Origin of the sequence: Neolewinella aurantiaca (genome assembly GCF_008014675.1) — a bacterium.
In the GTDB taxonomy this organism is placed as follows: Bacteria; Bacteroidota; Bacteroidia; order Chitinophagales; family Saprospiraceae; genus Neolewinella; species Neolewinella aurantiaca.
On the sequence record NZ_VOXD01000050.1, the window covers coordinates 1 to 26862 of the forward strand.

Annotated in this window: 21 protein-coding genes; 16 read left to right on the plus strand and 5 right to left on the minus strand. The window is 53.0% G+C overall.

Annotated elements, in window-relative coordinates:
* The coding region (locus FUA23_RS20890; protein ID WP_147932725.1) for an IS5 family transposase at positions 1–619 on the plus strand (619 nt) is incomplete at its 5' end.
* A 152-nt stretch (positions 620–771) separates the two neighbouring features.
* On the opposite strand, the gene FUA23_RS20895 is transcribed toward FUA23_RS20890, so the two are convergent.
* Positions 772–2091 (minus strand): serine hydrolase, encoded by a 1320-nt coding sequence (locus tag FUA23_RS20895; RefSeq protein WP_222707073.1) that lies wholly within the window; start codon positions 2089–2091, stop codon positions 772–774.
* A gap of 90 nt (positions 2092–2181) precedes the next feature.
* On the minus strand, positions 2182–5103 hold the full coding sequence (locus FUA23_RS20900; RefSeq protein WP_147932726.1) for a PEP/pyruvate-binding domain-containing protein: 2922 nt from the start codon (positions 5101–5103) through the stop codon (positions 2182–2184).
* Between the two features lie 202 nt (positions 5104–5305).
* Between FUA23_RS20900 and FUA23_RS20905 the strand changes: the two genes are divergently transcribed.
* From FUA23_RS20905 to FUA23_RS20950, 10 genes are all read left to right on the plus strand, one after another.
* Positions 5306–6403: a vWA domain-containing protein gene (locus FUA23_RS20905; RefSeq protein ID WP_147932727.1), complete on the plus strand. Its 1098-nt coding sequence runs from the start codon at positions 5306–5308 to the stop codon at positions 6401–6403.
* A complete protein-coding gene (locus FUA23_RS20910; RefSeq protein ID WP_147932728.1) occupies positions 6403–6966 on the plus strand; it encodes a hypothetical protein in 564 nt (187 codons plus the stop codon). The genes FUA23_RS20905 and FUA23_RS20910 overlap by 1 nt, the downstream gene beginning before the upstream one ends.
* 80 nt (positions 6967–7046) lie before the next feature.
* On the plus strand, positions 7047–7571 hold the full coding sequence (locus FUA23_RS20915; RefSeq protein WP_187271169.1) for a GNAT family N-acetyltransferase: 525 nt from the start codon (positions 7047–7049) through the stop codon (positions 7569–7571).
* A 923-nt stretch (positions 7572–8494) separates the two neighbouring features.
* Entirely contained in the window at positions 8495–8833 is a 339-nt protein-coding gene (locus FUA23_RS20920) for a VOC family protein (RefSeq protein WP_147932730.1), read from the plus strand.
* Between the two features lie 374 nt (positions 8834–9207).
* Positions 9208–10023 carry an SAM-dependent methyltransferase gene (locus tag FUA23_RS20925; protein ID WP_147932731.1) on the plus strand — a complete coding sequence of 272 codons (816 nt, stop codon included), beginning with the start codon at positions 9208–9210 and terminating at the stop codon, positions 10021–10023.
* Positions 10024–10189: 166 nt separating this feature from the next.
* On the plus strand, positions 10190–11212 hold the full coding sequence (locus tag FUA23_RS20930) for an aspartate-semialdehyde dehydrogenase (protein ID WP_147932732.1): 1023 nt from the start codon (positions 10190–10192) through the stop codon (positions 11210–11212).
* Between the two features lie 187 nt (positions 11213–11399).
* Positions 11400–13169, plus strand: coding sequence for a hypothetical protein (locus tag FUA23_RS20935; RefSeq protein WP_147932733.1), 1770 nt, complete (start codon positions 11400–11402; stop codon positions 13167–13169).
* A gap of 446 nt (positions 13170–13615) precedes the next feature.
* Positions 13616–14341 (plus strand): RluA family pseudouridine synthase, encoded by a 726-nt coding sequence (locus tag FUA23_RS20940; RefSeq protein ID WP_246144421.1) that lies wholly within the window; start codon positions 13616–13618, stop codon positions 14339–14341.
* 283 nt (positions 14342–14624) lie between these two features.
* Positions 14625–14927 (plus strand): hypothetical protein, encoded by a 303-nt coding sequence (locus FUA23_RS20945; protein WP_147932735.1) that lies wholly within the window; start codon positions 14625–14627, stop codon positions 14925–14927.
* A gap of 24 nt (positions 14928–14951) precedes the next feature.
* Positions 14952–15323 carry a hypothetical protein gene (locus FUA23_RS20950; RefSeq protein ID WP_147932736.1) on the plus strand — a complete coding sequence of 124 codons (372 nt, stop codon included), beginning with the start codon at positions 14952–14954 and terminating at the stop codon, positions 15321–15323.
* A 374-nt stretch (positions 15324–15697) separates the two neighbouring features.
* Here the strand turns inward: FUA23_RS20950 and ffh are convergent, their stop codons facing one another.
* A complete protein-coding gene (gene ffh, locus FUA23_RS20960) occupies positions 15698–17035 on the minus strand; it encodes a signal recognition particle protein (RefSeq protein ID WP_147932737.1) in 1338 nt (445 codons plus the stop codon).
* Positions 17036–17590: 555 nt separating this feature from the next.
* Between ffh and FUA23_RS20965 the strand changes: the two genes are divergently transcribed.
* From FUA23_RS20965 to FUA23_RS20985, 5 genes are all read left to right on the plus strand, one after another.
* Positions 17591–18448 carry an OmpA family protein gene (locus FUA23_RS20965; protein ID WP_147932738.1) on the plus strand — a complete coding sequence of 286 codons (858 nt, stop codon included), beginning with the start codon at positions 17591–17593 and terminating at the stop codon, positions 18446–18448.
* 33 nt (positions 18449–18481) lie between these two features.
* Positions 18482–19483, plus strand: coding sequence for a helix-hairpin-helix domain-containing protein (locus tag FUA23_RS22825; RefSeq protein WP_147932739.1), 1002 nt, complete (start codon positions 18482–18484; stop codon positions 19481–19483).
* 344 nt (positions 19484–19827) lie between these two features.
* The gene (locus tag FUA23_RS20975; RefSeq protein WP_147932740.1) at positions 19828–20616 is read left to right on the plus strand and encodes an alpha/beta hydrolase; all 789 of its coding nucleotides are present in this window, start codon (positions 19828–19830) and stop codon (positions 20614–20616) included.
* Between the two features lie 248 nt (positions 20617–20864).
* On the plus strand, positions 20865–22868 hold the full coding sequence (gene pulA / locus FUA23_RS20980) for a type I pullulanase (protein ID WP_147932741.1): 2004 nt from the start codon (positions 20865–20867) through the stop codon (positions 22866–22868).
* 258 nt (positions 22869–23126) lie between these two features.
* The gene (locus FUA23_RS20985) at positions 23127–24302 is read left to right on the plus strand and encodes an AIR synthase-related protein (protein WP_147932742.1); all 1176 of its coding nucleotides are present in this window, start codon (positions 23127–23129) and stop codon (positions 24300–24302) included.
* A 90-nt stretch (positions 24303–24392) separates the two neighbouring features.
* Here FUA23_RS20985 and porN read toward each other — a convergent pair whose 3' ends face one another.
* Both porN and FUA23_RS20995 read right to left on the minus strand, forming a co-directional pair.
* Complete coding sequence (gene porN / locus FUA23_RS20990; protein ID WP_147932743.1) at positions 24393–25235, minus strand: type IX secretion system ring subunit PorN/GldN; 843 nt, start codon at positions 25233–25235, stop codon at positions 24393–24395.
* A gap of 204 nt (positions 25236–25439) precedes the next feature.
* Positions 25440–26591 carry a Gfo/Idh/MocA family protein gene (locus FUA23_RS20995; protein ID WP_246144424.1) on the minus strand — a complete coding sequence of 384 codons (1152 nt, stop codon included), beginning with the start codon at positions 26589–26591 and terminating at the stop codon, positions 25440–25442.
* Between the last annotated feature and the right edge of the window lie 271 nt (positions 26592–26862).

A 26862-nucleotide genomic window follows, 5' to 3' on the forward strand; every position in this document is an offset into this window, starting at 1 on the left:
CGATATTCCCAAATCAGGCTCAATAACGATTGCGATAGACTCCACCGGAGTCAAGGTTTATGGGGAAGGTGAATGGAAATGCCGTAAACATGGTTGGAGTAAGCGACGGACCTGGAGAAAGCTCCATCTTGGCGTTGACCCTGACACTGGATTTATTCACTGCCATACGACAACAACCAACTCCATAAGCGATGAATCACAGGTAGATCATCTACTCGACCAGGTAGATGCCAAAATTGACGAGGTTTACCTTGATGGAGCTTATGACGATCAGAGCTGTTATGATGGGCTGATTAATCGAGGGATCAATCCTGTAATCCCACCCCAAAAAGGAGCTGTTGAATGGTACTGGGACGAAGTTGGTGACCATCCTGATTATCCTCGTAATATCGCGGTAAGGCGAGTCAACGAGATCGGTAGAGCTGATTGGAAAAAGGAAGTTGGCTATCATCGACGAAGCCTGTCGGAGACGGCCATGTTTCGATATAAAACCATCTTCGGTCCGATACATTATTCCCGATTACTCGAAACTCAAACCCAGGAAAACAAAATGAAAATAAAAGCACTCAATCAAATGACAGCCCATGGCATGCCTGTTTCCCAACCGAAAGTCGCGTAATTAAATAAAATATCAGCGCAAGCTTTACCCGAAATCTCCATGCAACAACGCCGAATGGATCAATCAAATTAAAGCGCCCCAACGGAGAATTTTCTCCGTTGGGGCGCTTTAATTTGTGACTCGTAAAATAATTTACCCGACTCCCGACTCCATCACCCCCCAATAGGAGCATCTTCCCCAGTTCCGTCTGATTCCTTGGGCTCAATGCCCGGGCCTGCTTCCCGGATCATGCGGTCAATACGGGTAGCCAGCAGTTGGTGATCGTAGGCCGAGTTCCGGCCCAGTACGTTGGTCATCAGGGCAACGAGGTATCGGGTGCCATCGGGCTGTTCGACGATGCAGACTGAGTTCATGTAATTCATACGGTTGCCTTTGTATTTACCGCAGCTGGTGCCGGGCTTGCAACCATAAAGTGATCCGGATTTGAAGTATACAGCAGCGCTGTCGAGGACCGGAGCGTGGGCGTAGCGGATGCGACGATCCGTCAGGTACATCAGCCGTTTGATTTCGAGGCTGGAGGCAGCGTCGCTGATATTGCCGCTTTCGAGTGCGGTGAGCCATTTCATCAACGCGCGCGGCGTACCGGCCGAGCCGCCCTGGGGCGGAACTATACCACTTGCGCCGCGGGTAAACATTGTCCCGACGCGAAATTCATCCGGGCCTATGCCCAACTGAGCCAGAGGCTCGCGGATTACGCTTTTAGAAATGTCGCGCAACTCTCCGCGGGGGGTGTCCTTGAAGTATGCCTCCGCTTCCTCCCGGGTCAGGTTGGGGTATTCAGGGCCGAAGACGCGCATCAGAATGGCTTCGCGCCAGACTACACTCGCTGCGCCGTTATTGGAAACCGAAAGCATATGATCGGCCCATTCGTAGAGGGTGAATTCGTGTTGCTGATTGACGCGGGGCCGGCTGTACCGTTCCGTTTCGGGGTCGTAGTCCGGAATGGTGTGGTGATCGTAAACTGCAAACGGGCCTCCTTTTATCAAGCGGGTTTGCATCAGGTCCCAGCGCTTTTGGATGCTGTCTACATAGACGTTTTCCAGTTCGCACATCAGGGCAGTGATTACAGCCAGCTTACCTACGCTTCCTGGTTGATAAGTCAACTCTGCGTTGCGCTCTACGTAGCGGGGCTCACGGCCGGGGGTAATGTCCATAATGGCTAGGGAATACGCCCGGCCACCGTTGGGGATTAACTTTTCAAGCTCTGCCTCCAGGGCAGGGTCTGAGGCAATCAGGTTAGAATCGATTGCCCGGCCCATGAGGTTGAGCTTAACGTAGGGCAGGGAATAGCGTGCTCCGTAGGGCAGGGTTCGGACCAGCTTAGATGAATCCATTCGCTGCAAACGGACAAGCCGACGAATGTTCGTTTTTTCAACACCACCGATTACCGGATAAGCATCTCCGTAATTCCAGGGAATAAACAGAAGAATTACAACTGATAATGCGGCAAATATGGGGAGGTACTGTTTCATGCGGTTGGCCTTGTCTTTCTTTAAAGTAAAGGTGCTGCTACGTATGTGTGTTCGCTTCTGCGGAAACTAGCTGGAGACGTTGTTACAAGCTTACAGAGAAACAGACAGGTCGTAATAGACATCATCTCTTTTGGCCGGACTGATGCTCTCCAGGTAGTCAGAAGACTGCGCCCGCTGGTTTTCTACGAAGGGGCGAATCTGGAACAACCACATCTTATCGTTCGCAAACCCGAGCTCAATATCCCACGGTCCGGTACCTGCTTCGCCCGATGATTCAGGCATGATCTTCTCCGCCTTTGCAGCCAGCTCCCGTAAATCTTTCAGGTTTCCGGGGCTGAGGATGCGCTCGTTGAACGGAGCGGGAACCATGACGGATCCTCCGGTAACCGGAAGACGGCGGTGCAGGCGCTCACGCGCCGGGCTGAGGAGGGTGTACGTCTGGTCCTGGCCGATGAGCCAGGCTTCGGCGGCCTGCCCGTCTACGGCGCCGCCGGCGCCGCGGCTGAAGGCAACCGTTACGTCTCCGTCTAGACCGGAGGAGACGCCCTTGGTAATCACTACGCCGGAATTGTCGACGTCCACACTCGGGATGATGAGGATACTGGGGAATACGTTTTCGGGGTTGAGCAGCAAGCGTTGGCGCCATTTGTAACTGCGCTCGGTGTACGGGCTGGCCCATACTTTCTTGATGCCTTCGATGATTTTGTCTTCGGCAACGGCGTTGAAAACCGTCAGGTTCAGGCCAGCTCCCGTGAAGTCGGGCAGGTCTTCCATGTTGGTGTCAGAACGGAGGAAAACGGGCTGTTGGCCGAGTCCTTTTCCGAAAACAGACTGGAAGTCTGACCGCAGGGCATTTACCAGGGCGGGTTTCAGTTCAATGCGCATAATAGCGTCGCGCAGGGTTTCGAGCTGGGCCAGGGTAAAAGCTTCCACGGCACCTGCGTCCTCGCCTGCTTCTTCCATTTGCCGTGCTTCGGCGAAGCGGCTGTTGAGAAATTCCCAGTAGGTCTCGTTGGGCTGGCCCGGCATCGGGAGGTCCATATGGTCACGGAAAATGCCAAAGGGAATCACGAGACCTTCCACCACATTGTCGGGGAAGAGTGCCTTGAGTTGCCCCAGGTTAGCCGCTTTGGGGCCGGCGAGTTTGCCGGAGTCTGTACTGCGGATGTCGCGCATATTGAGCACCTCGTTCACTTCCAGACGCAGCTGATCCGTGGGCACGGTCACTCGCTGCGAGATGCGTTCTTTGACGGAAAAGAGGTCTTTTTCGACTTTGGTCATGTCGTCCGCTTCTTTCATGATCACGGTGCCGCCGTTGGAAACGGCGTAGAATACTTCTTCGCCATCGTACTTTTTGAGGCGGGCAAATTGCGCGTCGGTCAGTACTGCATTGGGGATGCCCAGGTTGCGGGCGAGGAGTTGAACGTGGCTCACCATGTTGCCTTCGTTGACGGTCGCGATGCCGCCAACGGGCTTGAGGTCGGAGGGTGGCGTGGCGAAGATGAAGATATCGTTTGGGTTTACTTCCACATCGTCGGGGTTGCCTTCAATTACGCGGAGTTTACCCATCGCGTAGCCCGCATTGAGGCCGCGCAGCGAACCCTGGTTAGGAACGTCCAGCATTTCATTGCGGAGGTTACCCGCTTCGGCGACCCAGTCGCCGAGTTGCCCGACCGCGTTGCCGAGGGGCAGGAGTACTGATCCACGAATCCGGTCGTCGAGAAAACCGTGTGCTTTGGGCTCGAATTCTGCATAACGATCGGTTACTTCCCCGAAGGTGCCCCGGTTGGTGGAAACACCCCATTCCACGAAACGGCGGGCGGCGTCGAGGTAGTTGGTGGCATGAACGGGGTAAACGAGCTGGTAATTCAGGTCTGCGATCTGGGGCTGAGCTTCCTCCCATTCCCATTCCTCTACATAGCCGGCACCGGCGGCAGCTTCGCCGAGGTAGCATATTTTTTCCATCAGTTCCCGGGCGCTTGCGGGCTTCCAGTCGTTGGCGGTGTTGAAGATGAGGCGTTCGAGGGCAATGGAAATGTCCATCGCTTCGAGGCGGTAATAGGGGCTTTCGGCCATGATGCCGGTGCGGATGGTCCACATCAGGTCGGCGGCGGAAGTAAGGCGATCGATGGTGTTTGCGGTTGGGTTATCGGCATCCCAGGCCTGGTTGGTGGCCCAGCGGCTGATCTTGTCTTTCAGCTTGTTTTTTTCGGGGATGGTTTCGTTGATGGCCACGATGTCGGCCACCAGGTCACGGTCTACGTAGGCGGTGCGGATGTCTTTGGCCAGGGTTTGGGTCATGGCCACGAGTTCTCTTTTTTCGAGTTCGGTCCGGTGCTCTTCCAGGAACTTTTCCACTGCACCTGCGTCAGCGCCTTCTGGCTGGCCGTGAATTTTGATACGTAGTTGCATGAATTTACCGTATTTATCGGCAATCGTCCGCGAGTCGTTACGGATCTTCTGGGCCAGGTCATCGTCTTTGCGGTGGGGGATGTCGCGTACAGCCTGGCGGATGAGGTAGAAATTTTCGACCAGTGCCTTCTCTTTTCCCATCAGCCAATTCAGGTACTCACGGCCCCATTCCATCTCGTCTTCGACCTGAAAGGCACCCCGGTAAAACTGTCCTTTACGGTTAATCCAACCGTCGTCGACAGCGGCCAGGTAATTGCCCAGCATGTACTGTTTCATCCGGCTGTTGTCGTTTTCCTGATCCCAGAAAGCGTTCTGTTTGGTGTTGGTCAGAATCTGAGCGAGAAAGATGTGCTCGTTTTTGCCGAGCCGGATGATCTCGTCTTTGTACCGTGCGTGCTGCTTGTTTTTGATGTCAGGCGTAGCACATCCACCGGTCACGGAGGGTACCACCGAACCGTCGGCACAAAACCAGGCAATGTCGCGGTACGGGCCACGGACGTCGTCCTGGTATTTGGTGACGAGAGCGGCAATATCGGTCTGGGCAAACAGGCCGTTGCAGATGAAACTACAGAAGAGCAGTGCGGTGATACGTAGGAGCATAGAAAAGTAACTGGGTGTGTTAGCAAAGATAGATACGTATAATTTGGGGATGGTGTTTGCGGACCAGGGATTTTTGGCGCGGCCGCGGGTGCAAAGAAGGTTTTGGGAAAGGGGGGGCTACTTCTTAATTCCTGCCATTCAGCGTGGGCTCTAAAACCAGAATGCGATTCTACCCGTTCTCCCTCCACAAGACTCATTACCTATGATCGGCTGGCGCTTCAGAAACTATCTACCCGGTGAAGGCGACGAAAGTACCTTCGATAAACTCCTGAAACTTTTTCAGGAACTACTAACCCATACCTCCGGAAACGTTGGTGAGGCATTGCAATGGCTCAACCAGCTCGACCGCGAGTACGAGCTGACGAACGATGATTACTCCATGGCCGACTTCATCCAGGAGCTGATCGACAAAAACTTCATCAAGCCGGGCGACGGACCGGGCAACCCGCCCTATGTCCCCACCGCTAAAATGGAGGGCGAACTCCGGCAAAAGGCCCTGAAAGATATTTTTGGCGACATCAAAAAATCGAAGCGCGGTAATCATTCCACCCGCTTTTCCGGCAGGGGAGACGAGCGCACCAGCGAGCGCCGCCCCTTCGAGTTTGGTGATGCGCTGGATAAATTAGCTGTTTCTGAATCCCTGCGCAACGCGCAGATCAATCACGGCATCGGTGACTTCAAGCTCACGCACGATGATCTCGAGGTCTACGAAACCCATTACCAGGCCCAGATGAGCACCGTGCTGATGATCGATATCAGCCACTCGATGATTCTTTACGGCGAAGACCGCATCACACCCGCCAAGAAGGTGGCCATGGCCCTCTCCGAATACATCACCACCCGCTTCCCGAAGGATACACTGGACATCATCGTCTTCGGCAACGACGCCTGGGAAGTACAGATCAAAGACTTGCCCTACCTGCAGGTTGGGCCGTACCACACTAACACCGTGGCCGGCCTCGAACTGGCGATGGACATCCTGCGCCGCCGGCGCAACCCCAACAAACAGATCTTCATGATCACGGACGGTAAGCCGACGTGCATCAAACGCGGTAAGCGCTACATCAAAAACAGTGCCGGATTGGACCGAACTATCGTGAACCGGACACTTAACCTGGCCGGTAGACTACGTAAGTTGGCCATCCCCGTTACTACCTTTATGATTGCCCGCGATCCCTACCTCGTGCAGTTCGTGCAGCAGTTTACGGAAACGAACGGCGGCAAAGCGTATTACTCTGGCGTACAGGGGCTAGGCGACTTCGTATTCCGGGATTATAAGAACAATAAAAAGAAGCGGTGATGAGAGAGCGAGGAATTGTGGTTCGGGTTTTCAGCGTTCGGGGACTTGTACTCCGAACAACACTACGTGGTAATTTACTACTCGGGCTTTTGGTGTTAGCGATTAGCCCGTTACTCGCCCAACCAAAGCAAGAGATTTCTCCCTTCCTGAAACCTCAAAACACGGTCCAAACCGTAGAGATGAACGGCAAAGCTTACCGCCTGCCCGACTTCTCCATCGCCCCCGCCTTCGCAGGGGGCAGCAGCGCGGAGTTTATCACCCGAACGCCCTTCGGCTTTTTGGCGCTCCGGGAAACAAACGAGGGTTTCGCCCTCGACCTGCGTCGCTACCGCGATGTCTTCCGTGCGGCGGAGCTGTTCCGCTCCGCTCCTAATCCGCTGCTCGTTACCGAAGGCCTCGGCCGTACGGCCAACGGCCCGGTTTTCGACTTTACGAAGTCGGCGCCACACCTGGCCTTTTTCTGCCGGCTCGAAATCAATGAGAATGCAGGAGGAACAATTCCTGCAAAATTTCGCTTAGGTGGAGTTCGGCACTGGCAGGATGATTTGCGGCGGCGGGATTGAGCTCTTTTCAGCAGGCCCGGCTTTAGCCGGAGCCTTAAAACCTAAAGGCTCCGGCCGAAGCCGGGCCAACCTATATGCCAATGATCCGCCCCTTAACTACCTCCGATCTTTCCGCCTTTCTCGCCCTCCGTAAGCAATCTTGGTCTACCGACCCCCTTTCCTGGGACCACGACCCTGGTGAAGTAGTGGACCCTGAAGAATGGCGGCCCCGCATGGATGCCATCGACAATGAGCGCTTCATTCTCGGCTATTTCCTGACCGAAGACCGCACGGAACCCCAACTGGCTGGTATCATCGGGTTTTCGCGCTTCGAGAAGCAGAAACGCCGCCACCGGGCGATGGTTTGGGGCGTATACGTTGACCCTGAAGCGCGGGGTAGGGGAGCCGCAAAATTGCTATTGGAAGAATGCCTGGAACGGGCAAGAAAGATGGAGGGCTTGCACCATCTGGTGCTTTCGGTATCGAACCATGCTGAAGCCGCCATCAGGCTGTATACGGCTGCTGGCTTCGTGGAATGGGGCCGTGAAACCGCCGCTGCGCGAACGGGAGAGGTTTTTATGGATGAGATTCATATGAGGTTTGAACTAAGCCGCACTCGCCAGTAGAATTCTTTTTCGCCCAAACACGTAGATGAAAAGGAGTAATAGCGTTACCGGCAAGCTACAACGGGGTAGTCCCTATCTGAGGCGTTGCGGAAAAGTTCGCCTGTCGAGTTGGGTTGAACTCGCCAGTAGAATTCTTTTTCGCCCAAAAACGTGGTCAAAGGAGTAATAGCGTTACCGGCAAGCTCCAACGGGGTAATCCATATTTGAGGTGTTTTGAAAAAGTTCGCCTGTCGAGTTGGGGTTTTCGAACTCGCCAGTAGAATTCTTTTTCGCCCAAACACGTAGATGGAAAGGAGTAATAGCGTTACCGGCAAGCTACAACGGGGTGATCCCTATTTGAGGTGTTGCGGAAAAGTTCGCCTGTCGAGTTGGGTTGAACTCGCCAGTCGAATTCTTTTTCGCCCAAATACGTAGATGAAAAGGAGTAATAGCGTTGCTGGCAAGCTCCAACGGGGTGACCCCTATCTAAGTAGTTGCGAAAAAGTTCGCCTATCGAGTTGGGTTGAACTCGCCAGTCGAATTCTTTTTCGCCCAAACACGTAGTCAAAGGAGTAATAGCGTTGCCGGCAAGCTAAAAAGGGGTGGTCCCTATCTGAGGAGTTGCGAAAAAGTTCGCCTGTTGAGTTGGGGTTTTCGCACTCGCCAGTCGAATTCTTTTTCGCCCAAACACGTAGTCAAGGGAGTAATAGCGTTGCCGGCAAGCTACAACGGGGTGGTCCCTATCTGAGGAGTTGCGAAAAAGTTCGCCTGTTGAGTTGGGGTTTTCGCACTCGACAGGCGAACTTTTTTGCTTCCGCCCTTCCGATGATATGCCTATCCATGAAGCTTTGTCGCTTTAACTTTGTCCTCTCTCTAGCGGCGTAAGCAAAAAAGAATTCGACTGGCGAGTTCTTGAAGACGCAACGAAACTCGATACTCTCAGTATGAAACTAAACCTCATAGTCATTCGCTCCGCAAATCCTGAAGAACTCGCCGAATGGTACGCTCATTTCGGTCTCACCTTCGAGTATCACCGCCACGGAAACGGACCGATGCATTACAGCGCTGACGTGAACGGAGTAACTATGGAAATTTATCCGCTGAAACGTTCGCAGACAGAAGTTGACCTGAGCCTGCGGCTAGGCTTTGAAGTCGAGAATTTGGATAGCCTGACTGCTCAAATTGCTGATGTCATCTCTCCACCGAAGCAGAGCGAATGGGGCTACCGGGCGGTGGTGGCTGATCCGGAAGGAAGGCGGGTGGAGTTGGTAGAGCAGAACTGATTTTGGGCGACGGTGCGCAGGTGCAGAGTGAGGTTAAGGCTTGTGCTCCGCTGGCCCATCCGATACCGGTCCGAGCCCCCTCCGGGTGCGAGTTGCTGCGGGTTAGGAGCGGTAGTGCGCAAATCTGCTCAGGTATGGTTATGACCTTTCTTCACCGACGAAATGTACCGCTTCGCGCTGCGTCCGCGCCCGGAGGGCGCATTGATCATTTGCAGCCGGAGGCTGATCAACCGGGGTCGCCAAACCTCCCTTGCACCCGCGTTCGCGCCCGAAAAAGACCTTAAGACGTAAGAACTGGCGCAAATGTTTGCCAATTTGCCCGGAATTCGCACAAAATCGAACTACATGTGTTGTATAAGAAACGAAATAGCTAAATGGCCGAAGTCTCTACGTTCAACGAAAAGAAAAAATCCCAAACAATTTACCGGAACCTCTGGGGTGGAGACGATCTCCACGTCGGACTTTACGACAAGCCGGAGATGACGCCCTTTGAGGCTGCCCGTGCTACCACCGACCGGATGCTGAAGCTCTTTCCGAAGATCAACCGTAGTACCCGCATCCTCATTCTGATGTCAGGTTTCGGTACCGCCGCCCGCTACATCGCCGAGAGCCAGAACTGCAAGGTCGATTGCCTTAACGACGACGAGGTGCAGAATGCCTTCAACCAGGCGGAGATCGACAAGATGGAGCTCTCTAAAAAAGTGATCGTTACGTTGGGAAGCGTTGGGTACATGCCCTACGCCCCGGACACTTTCGATTATGTGATTGCCCAGGACAGCTTCTCCGTCACGGATCAAAAAGAACAAATGTTTCGCGCTATCCACCGTGTGATGAAGCCGGAAGGCCGCCTGGTTTTCAGCGCCATCATGGTGAAAGAGAACCTTAGCGAAGAAACGATGACCCGCGTACAGCAATTACCAGTGGAGGACCTCATAACTCTGCCACAGTACGAACAAGACGCGAAACGAGGCTTTTTCCAACAGATTTATTCTATCCAGCGCGACCAGCACCTGCCGACTCACTTCACCAAGCTCGGGGAAATACTTCGTGCAAACGAGAAAGATCTCATCAAGCAGTCGAGCAAGGCATTTGTTGAAGAGCGGATTAAAGCATGCGAAGATTTCACCGCTCTTGGTCAGGAAGGTGCTCTTGGCTGGGGGATTTTACTCTTTCAGAAGCTGAATGGCTAAGGGCGAAAGAACTGTGCGCCCGGCCTGCATAAAAAGGCGGAGGCTGCAACTTTTTCACCGCTTTAGAAATTGTAGTCCTGCGACTAATAGAACGCCCGTATACCTTTGGTTTACGGGCGTTCGCCGTATTTTCGCGATCCCCATTTTACTCCCTCAATAAACTAATATGAAAGTTGCTGTTGTGGGCGCAACCGGCCTGGTCGGTGGCGTCATGTTTCAGGTGCTGAAAGAGCACAAATTCCCGATCACTGAACTTTACCCCGTGGCTTCGGCCCGTTCGGTAGGCAAAAAGATAAACTACGAAGGCAAAGACTACACCGTGATTGGCCTCGAAGACGCCGTTGCGCTTCGCCCGGACGTTGCCATCTTCTCCGCCGGTGGTTCTACCAGCCTGGAGTGGGCTCCAAAGTTTGCCGAGGTAGGTACCGTTGTGGTCGACAACTCCAGCGCCTGGCGTATGGACCCAACCAAGAAACTGGTTGTTCCCGAAGTAAACGCAGGTGAGCTTAATAAAGAAGACCTGATCATTGCCAACCCGAACTGTTCTACCATACAGATGGTACTGGCGTTAGCGCCACTGCATAAGGCTTTTGGCATCAAACGTCTCGTGATCTCTACTTACCAGAGCTTTACCGGCACAGGTGTTCCTGCCGTGAACCAGTATGAAGCGGAGAAGCGGGGAGAAGACACCTCGGATACCGACCGGCCGTACCATTACCCAATCTTCGAGAACTGCATTCCTCACTGTGACGTGTTCCTGGACAACGCGTACACCAAGGAAGAAATGAAGCTGGTTCACGAAACCCGGAAAATCCTGGGTGACGACAGCATCGCCATTACCGCAACGGCCGTTCGCGTACCCGTACACGGCGGACACAGCGAGAGTGTCAACGTTGAATTTCACAAACCTTTTACCGTAGAAAAGGTTAGAGAATTGCTGGCAGAAACGCCCGGAATCATCGTTCAGGACGACCTGAAAAATAATCTTTACCCGATGCCGTTACTTGCTAAACACAAGGACGAAGTCTTCGTCGGACGCATCCGTCGGGACGAATCCATTGAAAATGGATTAAATTTGTGGATTGTAGCTGATAACCTTCGTAAGGGAGCAGCTACAAACGCTGTACAGATTGCGACTTACCTGATGGAGCATGGGCTTATCGGGGAAGCCGCAACGGTGAGTCACTAAATTGATAAATCACTGAGCTGTTGCCGCAGGATTGTTCATCCGCTACGCATTGTTCGTCATCAGGACTGCAACCGTGGAGTAGAGAGACAAACTTCAGGCGCTGCTCAGTGATTTAAAAATTCTGGAACTCAGCTACTAAATTTACCGCGCCGGATAAAAACGATACCTCCGGCATAACCGAACTGAAATGAGAAACCGAATAGCCGTCTGGGGCCGAAACGCCCAGGAACAACGCGTACTGATCACGATTGAACTGCAGGTCTCCGACAACATTGTCCGGATCCAGACTTATCCCGAAAAAGTTGTCTCCGATGACGTTTTTAAGTCGTTTATGGACAAGTGGAGGAAGAGCGAAGAAGTAGAACTTCCGGAACCTGACCGTGTAATCGCCCGCGAGTTGAGCGTCACCGAAGGACTGTTGCCCGACGACCTAAGGGCCGAACAGACAGATATGATCCTTCGTGCCCAAACCGAATGGCACTACCACGTACTTTCCGATAAACTGGCGCAGACTTACAAGAATGAGCTCGCCGAAATCGAAGACCGCATCGAGCGGGCGTCTGAGTACTCCAGCGATCTGTGGAACCAGGCCAAGACTTTTTGGCAAAAAGTGCAGAGCCAGTTACAGGACAAGACCCTCTTGCGTGAGCAAGGCAACGATATCCGCAAACGCGTTGACAAGAGCTTCGCTAAGCTGAAAGAAATGCGCGAAGTCCTTAACGAAAAGTACAAAGAGGAATCCGTAAAACACGTTGCCAAATTCAATGCTCTGCTGGAAGATGCTGAAAAGCGCATTGGTGAAGGCACTCACCTGAACAAGGTCTTCAATGATCTGCGGGACATCCAGAAGAAATTTCACAACGTGAAATTTACCAAAGAAGACCGCGACGTCATTTACTCCCGCATCGATGCTGCGTTCAAATCCGTTAAGGAGAAGCGTGGCCAGGGGGGCGGAAAGGAAAACCGCAACGCCGGACGCACACAAGCCCGTCTCGATGGATTGCAAAAGGCAATGGACCGCATGAAAAGCGGTATTGGACGTGACGAAAACGACCTTAAGTTCGAGCGCCGCCGCATCGAGAAAACTAACGGTCAGCTGGAGAAGCAAATTCGTGAAGCCAAAGTAGTGATGATCGAGAGCCGTATTGCCAGCAAGCAACTCAAGCTGGACGATATGGAGAAGACTAAGGCGATGCTCGTGAAAAAGATCGAGCAGGAAAAGGTCAAAGAAGAAAAGCGTGCTAAGAAAGCTGCAGAGCGCGCTGCTGCCGAAGCCGCAAAGGCCAAGATCGCCGCCGATATGGCTACCCGGGTAGTAAGCCCCGAAGAACAGGCAAAACTTGAAGCTGCTGCCGCTAAAATAAAGAGCGCCAAAAAGAAGAAAGGCGGCCGGACCAAGCCCGAAGACCGCACACCGGAAAACGTGAAGAGCTTCGTTGCCTTCAGCGAGGTAATCAACGGAGACGCGCCGCAGCCCGTCAGTTCCGAGCCGGAAGTGACGGAAGTCGCTGCCGCAGCAGCGACTGCTGGTACCGGCGCTCCGTTGGTAAATGAGCAGGCTGCATCGGTTGCTGAAGCTATCTCCGGAGATTCCGCTAACCTTACGGCTGCTGAAGTAGCAACCAAACTTGCTGATTCAGACGCAAAAACCACAGACGGACCGGAAGAGATGAGTATAGCAGAAACCGCCGGTAGTGCCATCGCATCCGTAATCAGCACCGTTGGGGGTGCCGCGAATAGTGCGACTGCCGAGGGAGGCCTGCTTGACCAGATCGGAGATGTACTTTCTTCCGCCGGAGAATCTATTGCAGACACCCTGGAGGACATCACCGATACGGCAAAAGCGGTAGCTCAGGTTGCTTCTGAGAAGATCAATGATGCCGCCGAGACCGTCGAAGACGCAGTAGAAGATGCCGTCGAGGATGTAAAAGAGAAAATTTCAGGAGAAGAAGAGTAGTTTTTGTTCTGTAATTTTTCACTAAGTTTATAGCTCAATTTCCTGTAAATCAGGAGGTTGAGCTATTTTTTTAGCTATTATATTTTCACAAATTGCTTTATATGTCTTTTGCCTGGGCTGATTATAGTCGCACCTTTACATTGTCAGCAGGGGGAACGCCCCGTCAGAACTGCTAAGACAAGAAATATTCTGAGATTACGATTTGCGTGAAAGTGTGTTCCGGCCGGTATTATGGTTGCCACCGGAACATACTACACTTTCCCGCCTACTCAGCACAAAGATTTATGTTCATGGGATTATTGAAAGCCCGGACCAATTGAGGTCCGGGCTTTTTTGTTTTGTGATGTCGCGTTGGGCTTGTTGGCTTGATTCATTGCTGCTGCGAGGTCCGGGATGCCATCTTTGCATTCCTTACCTTTGTTGGCTAACGTAAAATATCTTTCTCTTTGAAACTGGAAATCCTCCACCAAGACGACCACCTCATCGTCATCAACAAGCCCGCTAACCTGCTATCCGTACCCGACCGTTACATTGCGGATATTCCTAATGTGGTGAACCTGCTGGGCAAAAAGTTCGGGGACCCGATGTACGCCGTTCACCGGCTGGATAAGCCAACCAGTGGTTGCCTGGTGGTGGCCCGTACCGCAGAAGCTCATAAGGAGCTTAATCGTCAGTTTCAGGAGCGGGAAGTGGACAAAGTATACCACGCCATAGTGGAGGGACAGCCCGCTGACGAAGAAACGGAAGTAGATGAACCCATCGCACAAAACCCCGGAAAGATGGGGGCGATGATGGTTTCCAACCGGGGCAAGCACGCGCTCACGATCTTCAAGCCTATGGAATATTTCGGTCACCAATTCAGCTTGGTAGGCGTCCAGATATTTACCGGCCGTACCCACCAAATCCGCGTTCACCTGGCGTACGCAGGTTACCCGCTGATGGTAGACCCCTACTACGGTAAGCGTGAAGAGTTTAAACTCTCCGAGATCAAGGGCCGCCGTTACAACCTGAAGAAGGACAAAGAAGAACGCCCGCTGCTGAGCCGCGTTCCGCTACACGCTACCCGCCTGGCCTTCGATCATCCGGAGACGGGAGAGCGAATGGAGTTTGAGGCGACTATGCCTAAGGATATGCGTGCAACGCTGAATCAGCTGCGGAAGTTGGGGAAGTAGTTAATAATTCATTAAATCAGTAGCAGAAATTTAGATTCATCCCAGGTAATTTGACCTTTAGGCCCACCTGATCAACACCCTAATGGAAAAATACGCTTCTTTTCTCCTGTTCCTATTTGTTGCATTTTCAAGCTTGCACGCCCAAACGGATGCAATAACCGTGCAGATCAATAAAATTGGTACTTGGGGAGATATAGGAGAGTTCTCTTTTCGCCCCAATGGAGAATTTATACAGTTTGCCCGAAATGGAATAGAACCGGGAAGCCAGACAATCCATGAGGTGATGTACCCGACAGCATCCTCCACTATTATTTCGGAATCGTGGACTTTTACCGGAGAGAAAGGCCCAAAAGGCGTTTATTTGACGAAGCAGACAATGCGCGTTCAGGACAGCCTGATTGAACGGACGGTACGCACCGTTGGTGATATCCTCTACCGGGAAGCTGTCTATACACTTGATGGTAACGGACGCCCTGTTCAACTAAGGCTCACCCAGGAAAAGACAGAAGATGAAGCCCGAAGCTACGAGGTGCAGATATTCGATTACGTGTGGAACGGAACTACGGAAGTGGAAATAAAACCATAAAAAGCAGACGAGGCACACTATAGGGTGCAAAAGAAGAAGCGTAGCCTGATTATTGACAAGAAAATAAGAAGGGAAAGGTCCGTTTGTACTTTACTGCAATATAATAAAGATGGAGCACTGAATTATGTTTATGTAACCAACACGGGAGTACCAGGCAACAAGACTAGTATTCTCCGCCGCAAAGATGGTTCCATAAAGGGAGTTATGCAGGGACCATTTTCGGCTACTACCGCCGGGCAACTTGGCAAGTATATCTGGGGAATAAAAAAGAATGAAGAACTATCATCCCTTCCAGAAGTTGCGATAAAGCGCATAACCGAAACAATACAGGAAGAATTAATACTTAATGAACTCGACTACAGATTATTGTTCCCGAAAGCCCTGGACCTATTCTAGGAGAAAAGAACTATTCCGATTCAAAAGGAAAGCGCTCGAAAACTACCATAGTTCTAGAATACCAATTTGACTTCAGACCATGAAACGCAACGAAAACGTGCGATAAAGCAACCGCTTTGCGGTCTGTTGCATCCCATGCTACGGTAAGCGTCCTCTTCGGGACTTGCCTGCTCCTTAATAACCGTAATTTTGGGTTTTCAGTGCTGAATTTCAGGCTGGAATTTTGAATTTCATCTTGTACCAAGTTTCTTCCTGACTCCTGACTCCTGACTCCTGACTCCTGACTCCTGACTCCTGACTCCTGACTCCTGACTCCTGACTCCTGACTCCTGACTCCTGACTCCTGACTCCTGACTCCTGACTCCTGACTCCTGCTACCGCCGCTTGCGCTGCTTTCCGCCCATCATCCCCGCCATAGCCGGGTTGTTAGACATCTTGTGCATCATCTTGGACATCTGCTCGAACTGCTTGATGAAACGGTTCACATCGTCCATACCCTGGCCGCAACCGCGGGCGATGCGCTTCTTGCGGCTCATGCTCATCAGGCCGGGGTTAGCGCGTTCCTGAGGAGTCATAGACTGGATGATGGCTTCTACCTTAGAGAAGGCAGAGTTGTCGATCTCGACGTCCTTCATCATCTTCTTCATGCCGGGGATCATGTTGAGCAGGCTCTTGATGTCACCCATCTTCTTAAGTTGGTTGAGCTGGCCGAGGAAGTCGTTGAAGTCGAATTTGTTCTTCTTGATCTTCTTCTCGAGGCGCTTGGCTTCCTCCTCGTCGAACTGGTCCTGTGCACGTTCTACGAATGAGATGATGTCTCCCATACCGAGGATACGCTGAGACATCCGTTCGGGGTGGAATACGTCCATCGTGTTCAGTTTCTCGCCGGTAGAGATGAACTTGATGGGTTTTCCGACCGTGTACTTCACCGAAAGGGCGGCACCACCGCGGGTGTCACCGTCGAGCTTGGTGAGTACCACACCGTCGTAGTTGATGCGGTCGTTGAAGGCCTTGGCGGTATTCACGGCGTCTTGTCCGGTCATGGAGTCGACGACGAAGAGTGTTTCGTTGGGGGAGATGGCTTCGCGGACGTCGCTGATCTCCTGCATCATCTTTTCATCGACCGAGAGGCGGCCGGCGGTATCGACGATGACTACGTCGTATTTTTCGTCCTGCGCGTGCGCGATGGCGTTCAGGGCGATTTCGACGGGGTTTTTATTCTCAGGCTCTTTGTAGATACCGGCACCGACCTGTTCGGCCAGTACGGTGAGCTGATCGATGGCGGCAGGACGGTAGACGTCACAGGCCGTTACGAGGACTTTGAGCTTACGCTTTTCTTTGAGGTGAAGGGCGAGTTTACCAGTAAAGGTGGTTTTACCTGAACCCTGAAGGCCTGCGATCAGCACTACTCCCGGGGTGCCCTTAATGTTGATGCCAGCAGCCTGGCCACCCATCAGTTCGGTAAGTTCGTCCTGAACGATCTTAACCATCAACTGCCCGGGCTTTACGGCGCTGAGTACATTTTCGGTACCTAATGCCTTAGCTTTTACCTTCTCGGTGAATTCCTTGGCAATTTTATAATTTACATCCGCTGCAACGAGGGCACGACGAATCTCTTTGAGGCTCGTGGCTACGTTGATTTCGGTGATCTTATTGTCTCCGGTAAAGGTCTTGAATGCGCCTTCAAGGCGGTCGCTCAAATTGTCAAACATATATAAGGGGCTAAACTTTGGGGTGCAAAGATAAGGACTAGTCTTTTAGTCTCTTAATCTTTCCGTGTATTAGGCGCGGCCGCGGGTGCCAAAACCGGTTTTAAGGGCACCGGGTGGTTGAGCAGGAAAGAGGGGAGAGCACCATGGTCTTGCCCGGCTTTTACCGCTGTGAAACCGGCAAATCGATGGTTTAACCCAGCTGTTTCATCGTCCTCCCCCTGCACCTGCGGCCGCGCCCAAATGACTGACCGTCTGGGTTATACCCACAAAGTGTGTGTGAAACCAGTATTAAGGAGTGATGAATTCGGTGGTTTTGTGGGGTTAAATCATGGTTTTCATCATGAACTACCGCAAAAACACGGTTTTACGCTTGTAAATTGAAGCTATGTGACTAAATTGCCAGAGAAACGTCTGATTAAATGCCTGCCAGCGGCAACGAGCAAACAGGTACTATCGGTTCAGTACATCATCTGCGCCATCCATAATGCAAACTACTCAGGCACCCAAACGTGGGAGCCGATTACACACCATTCATTTTTAACCACACATTACTGTATGTCCAATTTACTCAAGTTCTTCTTGATGGCACTGGCATGGGCTTTATTGTGGGCTGTATCCTACTACGGATGCATCAAGCCTGAATACTGCCCGGATGATCAGGCTGCGGTCACTGCGCCCGTCACTCCTGCTCCTGCTGCTGTTACGAACGACTACGAAATCGTATCGAAAACCGGCTCCGCCGAAGTACTCACCGGCACCCTTTGGGACGGAGAACTCAACGGCTTACTGGCGAAATTCAAAGCTGATCCTACCCAACAACTGGAAGTTTACGGCCATTATTACGAAGGAGAGGTTCCCGCACCGGGAGATCGTGCACTCGGCCAGAGTCGTGCTGATGCGATAAAGGCAATCCTCGTTAAAGCCGGAATTCCTGCCGCAAGTATTACTGCGACCCCCCGCGCTATAAGCTCCGCTGTTCCTGCGGAAGGCAAGCTATGGGACGCCGGCGCATTTGCATGGGTTCAGGCCGCTGAAGAAGGACAGAAAGACAAGGTTACGGAAATCAGTTCTGATCAGATCAAGATCAACTTCCCGTACAACGAGTCTACCACCAGACTTAGTAACAATACAGAAAACTACCTCAAAACACTGGCGCAGCGTATGACGGAGACCAACGAAACCGTCGCCATTGTGGGCCATACCGATGTTCGGGGCCGCGATGACTACAACATGACGCTCGGGCAGAAGCGCGCTGATTTCGTGAAGAAGCGGCTCGTCAGCTACGGTGTACAGGCAAACCGGATCAGTACTTCCTCAATGGGAGAAACACGACCCGAAATTCCTAACGCAACCACCGATGCGCAGCACTACGAAAACCGTCGTGCTATCCTGACGCTCAACCGCGTCCAGTAACCATATTCCAACTAACGCAATATCCATTTTACGATGAATTATATTTTTCTACATGTTGACGGAGGTTTCCTCGGTCTTGGCGACTGTGCCTGCTGGTGGCTGTGGGCGGCCGCTTTCTTTATCCTCGGCGCCATTGGCCACTGGCTCCTCTGGGGACGTGGCAAAAAGTCTGACTGTTCCGAGATCGAAGCTGAGCGCGATCGTTACCATAAATCTGCTACCAAGTGGGAGGCCGATTACAAAAGCCTTAAGTACCAGCTGGAAGAAAGCCAGAAGGCTGAAGCCGACCTGCGCGCTGCGCTTGGCCGTTGTGAGGCCGACAAAGCCAGCATGGCTGCCGTTGCCGCTTCTGCTCCTGCCGTAGCTCCTATTCCCGTCCCTGTACCAGTTAATACCGACCGTATGGGAATCGTTTCCGATGCTGGCGAAGGTGATGGAGGTTCCATCTATGCCGGTCTCTTCCAGAACGACAACTTCCAGATCATCGAGGGCATCGGCCCCAAGGTGAACCAGGTACTCATCAGTGCCGGTTACAAGACCTGGTCTGATCTGGCCGCTGCTGATGCCGGTGATATCCGTAAGCACCTCGACGACGCAGGCAAGCGCTTCGGCCTCTGTGATCCTACCACCTGGCCACACCAGGCGGGCCTGGCTGCCAAAGGCGAATGGGAAGAACTGATCCGCTACCAGAAGTTCACCGACGGTGGTCGTGAAACCGGAGCCGGACAAACGGACTCCAAGTACGAAAAACTGGCCGCTAAAAAACTCGGTTTCTCCAGCTCTAACCCTAACGACCTGAAAGTCGTTGAAGGCATCGGGCCGAAGATCGAAGGCTTACTGAAAGACGGTGGTATCAACACCTGGTCTGAACTGGCCGCTGCGGATATCTCACGAATTCAGGACATCCTGGATGCTGCCGGTCCCCGCTACAAACTTGCCGTACCACGCACCTGGCCACAACAGGCGGGCCTTGCTGCCGCTGGCGACTGGTCCGCTCTGAAAACGCTTCAGGACGAACTGAACGCCGGAAAGTAATATCTGGACACTTGGCTTACCTAAGCCAGCAGACCAGGCTACTAACACTTGATTGCTGAGGTCAAATTTGATTGATCTCCACGTTCACGGCCCTGCCCCTTCTGGTGGCGGGGCCGTTTATGTTTATATACCGGAACCAAAGTGGTTTGGGACTTTATCGCTTGTTATCGCGGCGTCTGGCGGCGTTGCTGAAAACCTTACCTAGCTCAGGCTAGGCGCGGCTTTCAGCGCCTTACCAGCCACCACGCTAACGGCGCGCTAATTGTCCCAAACCACTTCGTTTCCGGTATAGTATCTCCGACCGGTATTCGCAACCCTGACCCAGCCGAAGCGTTTACTTCCTGATGAAAAAATGGCTGAAACGAATCGCAATTTTCTTCGGGGTGCTTTACCTCGTATTGGCGGTGGTGATTTATGTGAAACAGGAAGCACTGATCTTTCACCCCAGGGCGCATGCCGAAGACTATTCTTACGGTGATTATCCGGAAATCTGGATTACTACTCCCGATGGAACAAGGCTGCATGGCCTGCACCTCCGTAACGGAGGCAAGGGGGTAATTCTATACCTCCACGGCAATGTTGGTGATAATGGCCGTAGCCTTCGCCAAACCCGCTCGTTGCAGGACCTGGGCTATGACCTTTTTCTGGTGGATTACCGGGGCTTCGGAAAGAGCGAAGGAAGCCTTAATTCTGAAGCCGACATGACCGAAGACCTGCAGGCGGTCTATGATCACCTGAAAACCGAATTCAACGAAAACCAGATCATTGTAACGGGGTATTCTCTGGGGTCTGGTCCGGCCAGCTACCTGGCGGCGAACAATAAGCCCGAGGCCGTGGTGCTGGTAGCACCGTACACCAGCCTTATGGACATGAAGAACCTCTTCTTCTGGGTATTCCCCGATTTTTTGATGAAGTACGAACTCGATAACCGGGCAAATCTGGCGCGTGCAACATCGCCGGTGTACATCCTCCACGGCACCGACGATGAATTGATTCCCCTCGAAATGGGCCAGGAACTCGAAGCCCTGGACCCCGACCGGATAAAATTGGTGGAACTGAATGGGGTAGGGCACCGGGGCGCGATCCTGAACTCAATGTTCAGGGCGGTGGTGAGTGAGTCACTCAGGAACTGAGCTGACAGGCTTGTGAGACATTAGCCTCACACTACTCCACATCTTGGCTCCCTTTCCGCTGAGCCTAAGGCGAAGCCTGTTGGAGAGGGCTGACAGGGGAGAGGTGGAAAATCAAAAACGCAGAGTAGTATGCATTAGCCCACCAATTCACTCTATACCCAAAAAACAGGCCCTACGCGCACATTTTCGGAAACATAGCGTTAAAATTGCAGCCGGAACCATTCCCGTCCTTTTTTGCAAACTTGCATATGAAATCCCCGCTATACCTGCTCTGCCTGAGCGTGTTAATCATTTCCCTGAATAGCTGCCAAGAAAAACAGCCTGTGTTCGAATCACTTGATGCTTACCCGATTTATCCCTACAACGATCTGGGGATAAAGTATATCCCTGATGCAACCACCTTCAAGCTTTGGTCGCCTGCGGCGACCGATGTGAGGGTTAATCTCTATGACTCGGATGAACCTTCCGCAGAAGTGAAAGAGCGGATAAACATGACCCTGACGGACGGGGCATGGGCTGTTACAGTAGACGGAGATCTGGATGGAACTTACTACACTTTCCAGATCAAACGAAACGGAAACTGGGGCACCGAAGCTACCGATCCCTACGCCAGGGCAGCGGGGACGAATGGTACACGCGGACAGGTGGTGAACCTGGCAGACACCAACCCTGAGGGTTGGGAAAACGACGTGAGACCGCCTTTCACCGCCCCGACGGATGCCGTGTTGTACGAACTTCACGTGCGTGATGCCAGCATCGACCCACGATCAGGGATTACCCACAAAGGAAAGTTCCTGGGCCTGGCTGAGCGCGGAACCACCACTCCGCAGGGCGATGCCACCGGCATCGATCACCTGGTGGAACTGGGCGTAACGCACGTTCATCTGTTACCCAGCTTCGACTTCATGAGCGTCGATGAATCCCGGCCGGATGACCCGCAGTACAACTGGGGCTACGACCCGCAGAACTACAATATCCCCGAAGGAAGCTACTCGACGAACCCAAGTGATGGCAAGGTTCGTATCCGCGAGTTCAAAACTATGGTGAAGGCAATGCACGATGCCGGTATCCGGGTAGTGATGGATGTCGTTTACAACCATACCGGCCGTAGTGAAGACAGTCACTTCCAGCACCTGATCCCCGACTACTTCTATCGCTTCAACGAAGACGGAAGCATGAGCAACGCCAGTGCCTGTGGCAACGAAATCGCCAGCGACCGGCCGATGGTGCGCAAATACATCCGGCAGTCTGTAGAATACTGGGCGAAAGAATACCACATCGACGGCTTCCGGTTCGATCTTATGGGAATTCATGACATCCCGACGATGAACGAAATCAGTCAGAGTCTCCACGCGATAGATTCTACCATCCTGATTTACGGCGAAGGCTGGAAAGCGGGAGACAGCCCGCTGCCCGATAGTTTACTGGCACTAAAGGCGAATACCCCGAAATTGATCGATATAGCCGCTTTCAGCGACGATCTGCGCGACGGTTTGAAGGGAAGTGTGTTCGTCCACGAAGAGCAGGGTTTTGTTTCCGGAGCAGCGGGCAAGGATCAATCCATCCGCTTCGGTATCGTGGGGTCTACACCGCATCCGCAGGTAGACTACAAAGCCGTTAATTACTCGGATGCGCCGTGGGCGAAGGAGCCCGGGCAGTGCATCAATTACGTCAGCTGCCATGACAACCATACGCTGAATGACCGCCTTGCGATCAGTAACCCTACCGAAGGGGCTGGCCGCCGCGCCGGGATGCAGCGCCTTGCGCTGGCAATCGTTCTCACCAGCCAGGGAGTACCTTTTTTGCACGCTGGGTCGGAGATGCTGCGGACCAAAAACAAGGACGAAAATTCCTACAAATCAGGCGATGGCATCAACATGATCAATTGGGGGGGCAAACGCGCCCACAAGGAAACTTTTGAGTACGTCCGTGATCTGATTGCACTCCGTAAAGCACATCCGGCATTCAGGATGGGAGCAACCAGTCTGATCGGGAAACACCTCGTTTTTACCGACACTGAAGACGACCAGCTCGTTGTGTATCAGATCAATGATGCGCCGGGAGATGAATGGACAAACATCCTCGTAGTGTTCAACGGAAGCAAGTTGCCGCGTACGATCGAGTTTCCCGAAGGAAACTGGAAACAAGTCGTAAATGGCCGTCAGGTTAATCCCGAAGGGATTGGTCGCATCCGTAAAGGAAGTCTGGGCATCCCCGGCCGGGAAGCAGCCATCTTTGTGCAGGTAGAGTAAAATAACAGGACGCCGATTGTGGCGCGACCGCAGGTGCAGGGGTGGCTTACCGGTCCGGTTGTGAGATGAACGCCCGGCATCCCGAAAGGAGCCAACCTTTCAAGGAGGATGCCGCTTTGCTTTTTCCAGCATTTATTGCACCCGCGTCCGCGCCGGATTCCGCTGTTTGGCCCGGCTGCCCGGTCAGGTGCAACGGAAAACCAACTAACCGGCCAAAAGACTAACAGACTAAAAGACTAACTCCCTACCTTTGCCCTCATGTCCAGTAAATACGAGCAAAGAGGCGTTTCCGCCACCAAATCTGAAGTCCACGCAGCCATTAAAGGCCTTGACAAAGGACTGTTCCCGAAAGCCTTTTGTAAAGTACTGCCAGATGTAGCCGGCGGCGATGCCGACTGGTGTAACATCATGCACGCCGATACTGCCGGTACTAAAACGAGCCTCGCTTACCTCTACTGGAAGGAAACCGGCGACCTCTCCGTTTGGGAAGGCATCGTTCAGGACAGCCTGGTGATGAACCTCGACGACATGGGGTGTGTCGGTGCCGTCGATAATATCCTCATTTCTTCCACCATCGGACGGAACAAAAACCGTATTCCCGGCGAAGTACTCGCCACCATCATTCAGGGCGCGGAGAAATTCAAGGACCGGATGGCCGATCAGGGCGTAGGCCTCCACCTCACCGGCGGTGAAACCGCCGATGTTGGTGACATCGTCCGCACCATCGATGTGGGCTATACCACCTTCGCGCGGCTGCGCCGCGATAAGCTCGTCGTCAACGACATCAAGCCCGGCAACGTAATCGTCGGGCTGGCCAGCTACGGCCAGAGCTCTTACGAAGACGAGTACAACGGAGGGATGGGCTCCAACGGCCTTACCAGCGCCCGCCACGATGTGTTCAAGCACGATTACGCCGATAAATACCCTGAAAGCTTCGACCCCGAAGTCCCTCGCTCCGTCATCTATACCGGTAGCAGGTCACTGACCGAACAAGTTTCCATCGGTGACGGAAAAACAATGACTGCCGGCAAACTCGTGCTCAGCCCGACGCGGACTTACCTGCCCGTGCTGAAAGTACTGCTCGACGAACTGCAGCCCAAAATCGCCGGCCTCATCCACTGTACCGGAGGTGCTCAAACCAAAGTCGTAAAGTTCATCGACGATGTCCGGGTCGTGAAGAACAACCTCTTCGCTCCGCCGCCGCTTTTCGACCTGATCCGCAACGAATCAGGTACTGACTGGCGCGAAATGTACCAGGTGTTCAATATGGGCCACCGCCTGGAGGTTTACCTTCCCGAAGAGGATGCTCAGGCCGTACTGGATATCGCCGCGCGCTTCAACATCGACGCACAGATTATCGGCTTCGTAGAAGCGGCGGATAAGCCGACGGTGCAATTGCATTTGCCGGATGGTGAGGAAGAGTATTTTGAGTAGAAGCTAGAAGTTAGAAACTAGGGAACTAGGAACTAGGAACTAGTTTCTAGCTCCCTAGTTTCTAGCTTCCTAGCTCCTAGTTCCTATCCCCTACCAACTCCAAAGGTCGTGTTCCTTATTCATCACCCCCCGGTTGATCCGGTCGCCGACGATCAGCTGACTGCGGCCATCGGGGTAAATATCGATCAGGCGACGATCACTAACGTTCTCTTCTTTCGTTACAACGCTGTCGAATAGCCGGGCCTGAAAAACGTCGTCCCAGCTGCGGGAATGGATCGAGTTGTCGGCAACCCAGGCTGGCTCGCTGGCGAGCACGTTGCGTGCTCCTTCGTACCAAACCCAGAAAAGAGGGCGGGTAAGGAGGAGTAATCCGTTCTCGTCCGCCTCACTAATGATCGGAGCCAGACCGATAATACGGACCTTCATTGTGGAGGTATTCTTGTCGATGTACCACATTTCCTGAATACGGTAGTGCGTGATGTCCGCAGGATTTAGATCACGGGCGACGAGCTCGTAAGTAACATCACCTTCTCCGTCGTAAACGGGGATGGTGTCAATCCCTCCGGCTATGGCAAGGCGTTCTGCCTCGGATAGCGGCGTTGTGAATTGATCATCGATGGTGCTGTAAAGCCGGACTTTCTGGTCTTCGGCGGCTTCCATCAGGATGCTGATGAGTGGGCGTTCCTGGCTCGCAAACGGCTGGTTGATCTTCTCCCGCACGTCGATTACGCGCCAGGTACGTTTTTGCCAGAGGATGTCGGCTTCGCGGATCGGCTGATAGGGCAGGGCGGGCCGATCGAGACTGGTGCGCTCGGGCACGATATCGTTGACGGGAGTGGGGAAGTTTGCCTCGCGGCTACCTGAGGTGGTCTGGGCGCTGGCGCAGGTGCAGAGCAAGCTTACGAAGAGCAGGGTGAAGAAGGATGTTTTCATACGAACAGTACGGTTTTTAAAAAGGAATGGAAACCATTCCTTCAAGTGATGTACTGTCAGAAACGAAAGACGCACCGGCCTGATTTTCAGGTCGTAAAACGGTAACGTAGGTTAAAGTTGGGGCAAGGAATACTAACGGCCGGTAAGACGATCTCCGGCTGTGAGTTTCACAATATCTCACAGCCGGAGTTTGCGTTGGTCAGCCTACAACTTAGTCCACTTCTCTGTACCGCGGCTGTTCTCGACTACCTTCTCAACGAAGCGCATGCCCCGCAGGCCGTCTTTCACGTTGGGGAAGTCACGCTCCAGCTTAGTTGGCTGGGTTCCGGCCAGACGGTGCTGGATGCAGGCCGCCACGTTTTTGTAGATGTTGGCAAATGCCTCGAGGTAACCCTCCGGGTGACCGGCAGGAATCCGTTGGGCATGGTTGGCAGCATCAGAAAGGTTGCCAACGCCGGTGCGGTAATGGACGTTTGGCCCTTCGAGTTGCTTGACGATGAGGGTGTTGGGCCTCATCTGGTGCCATTCCAATCCGCCGGTTTCGCCCCAGACCCGGATGTTGAGGCCATTTTCTTCGCCTACCGCGATTTGGGAACAGTGTAGTACACCGCGGGCTCCTTCCTCGAAACGAAGCAGGATGTTAGCGTCGTCGTCCAGCCTGCGGCCTTCCACAAAAGAGGTAAGTTCGGCGCAGACTTCGGTGATCTTCAGGTCAGTGATGTATTCGGCGAGGTTCTCGGCGTGAGTGCCGATGTCTCCCATCGCACCGCCCATTCCTGATTTGGCGGGGTCTGTCCGCCAGCTGGCTTGCTTCTGGTCGGTGTCTTCCACTTTGGTGGCAAGCCATCCCTGGGGGTACTCTACCACAATTTTGCGGACTTTACCGATGCGACCGTTCTTCACCATATTCCGGGCCTGTTTTACCATCGGGTAACCGGTATAGTTGTGGGTGAGCGCGAAGATCAGCCCCGTTTCTTCTACCAGTTTAACGAGAATTTCAGCTTCGTCGACGTTGAAGGTGACCGGTTTGTCGCACACTACGTGGAAACCGTTTTCGAGGGCCATTTTTGCGGGCCCGAAGTGAACGTGGTTGGGGGTCACAATCGAAATGAAGTCCATGCGCTCCCCGAGCGGAAGCTCTTTTTCCTTGAGAATCATCTCTTCGTAGCTGCCATAAACGCGGTCTGTCGGAAGGTAGAAATCTTCGCCGCTAAGGCGGCTTTTTTCGGGGTTGGAGCTAAACGCTCCGCAGACGAGTTCGATCTGCTGGTCAATTGCAGCTGCAATCCGGTGTACACCACCGATAAAGGCTCCGCGGCCTCCGCCAACCATTCCCATTCTTATCTTTCTCTTCATCTCTTCAGAATTTATCTTTGGGTGCGATTATACGATTTTGTTCTGAGATAATGAAGCGCGCCTCCTCGGCGTGTGTATCACGAGATGCACGGAATCTCCCTCTCCCCCGGCCCCCAGGGCTAACGCATACTATAAAATTAATCTAGCCGGGATTGTTTTCCGTTATTGAGTCATGCAAAATAAGGAAACGACCAATCTCCCCCTTGATCCATTACCTGGAGTCGATCAGATTCCTGACCCAAGAAACGCTTGTTTGGTTCACCATCCACTT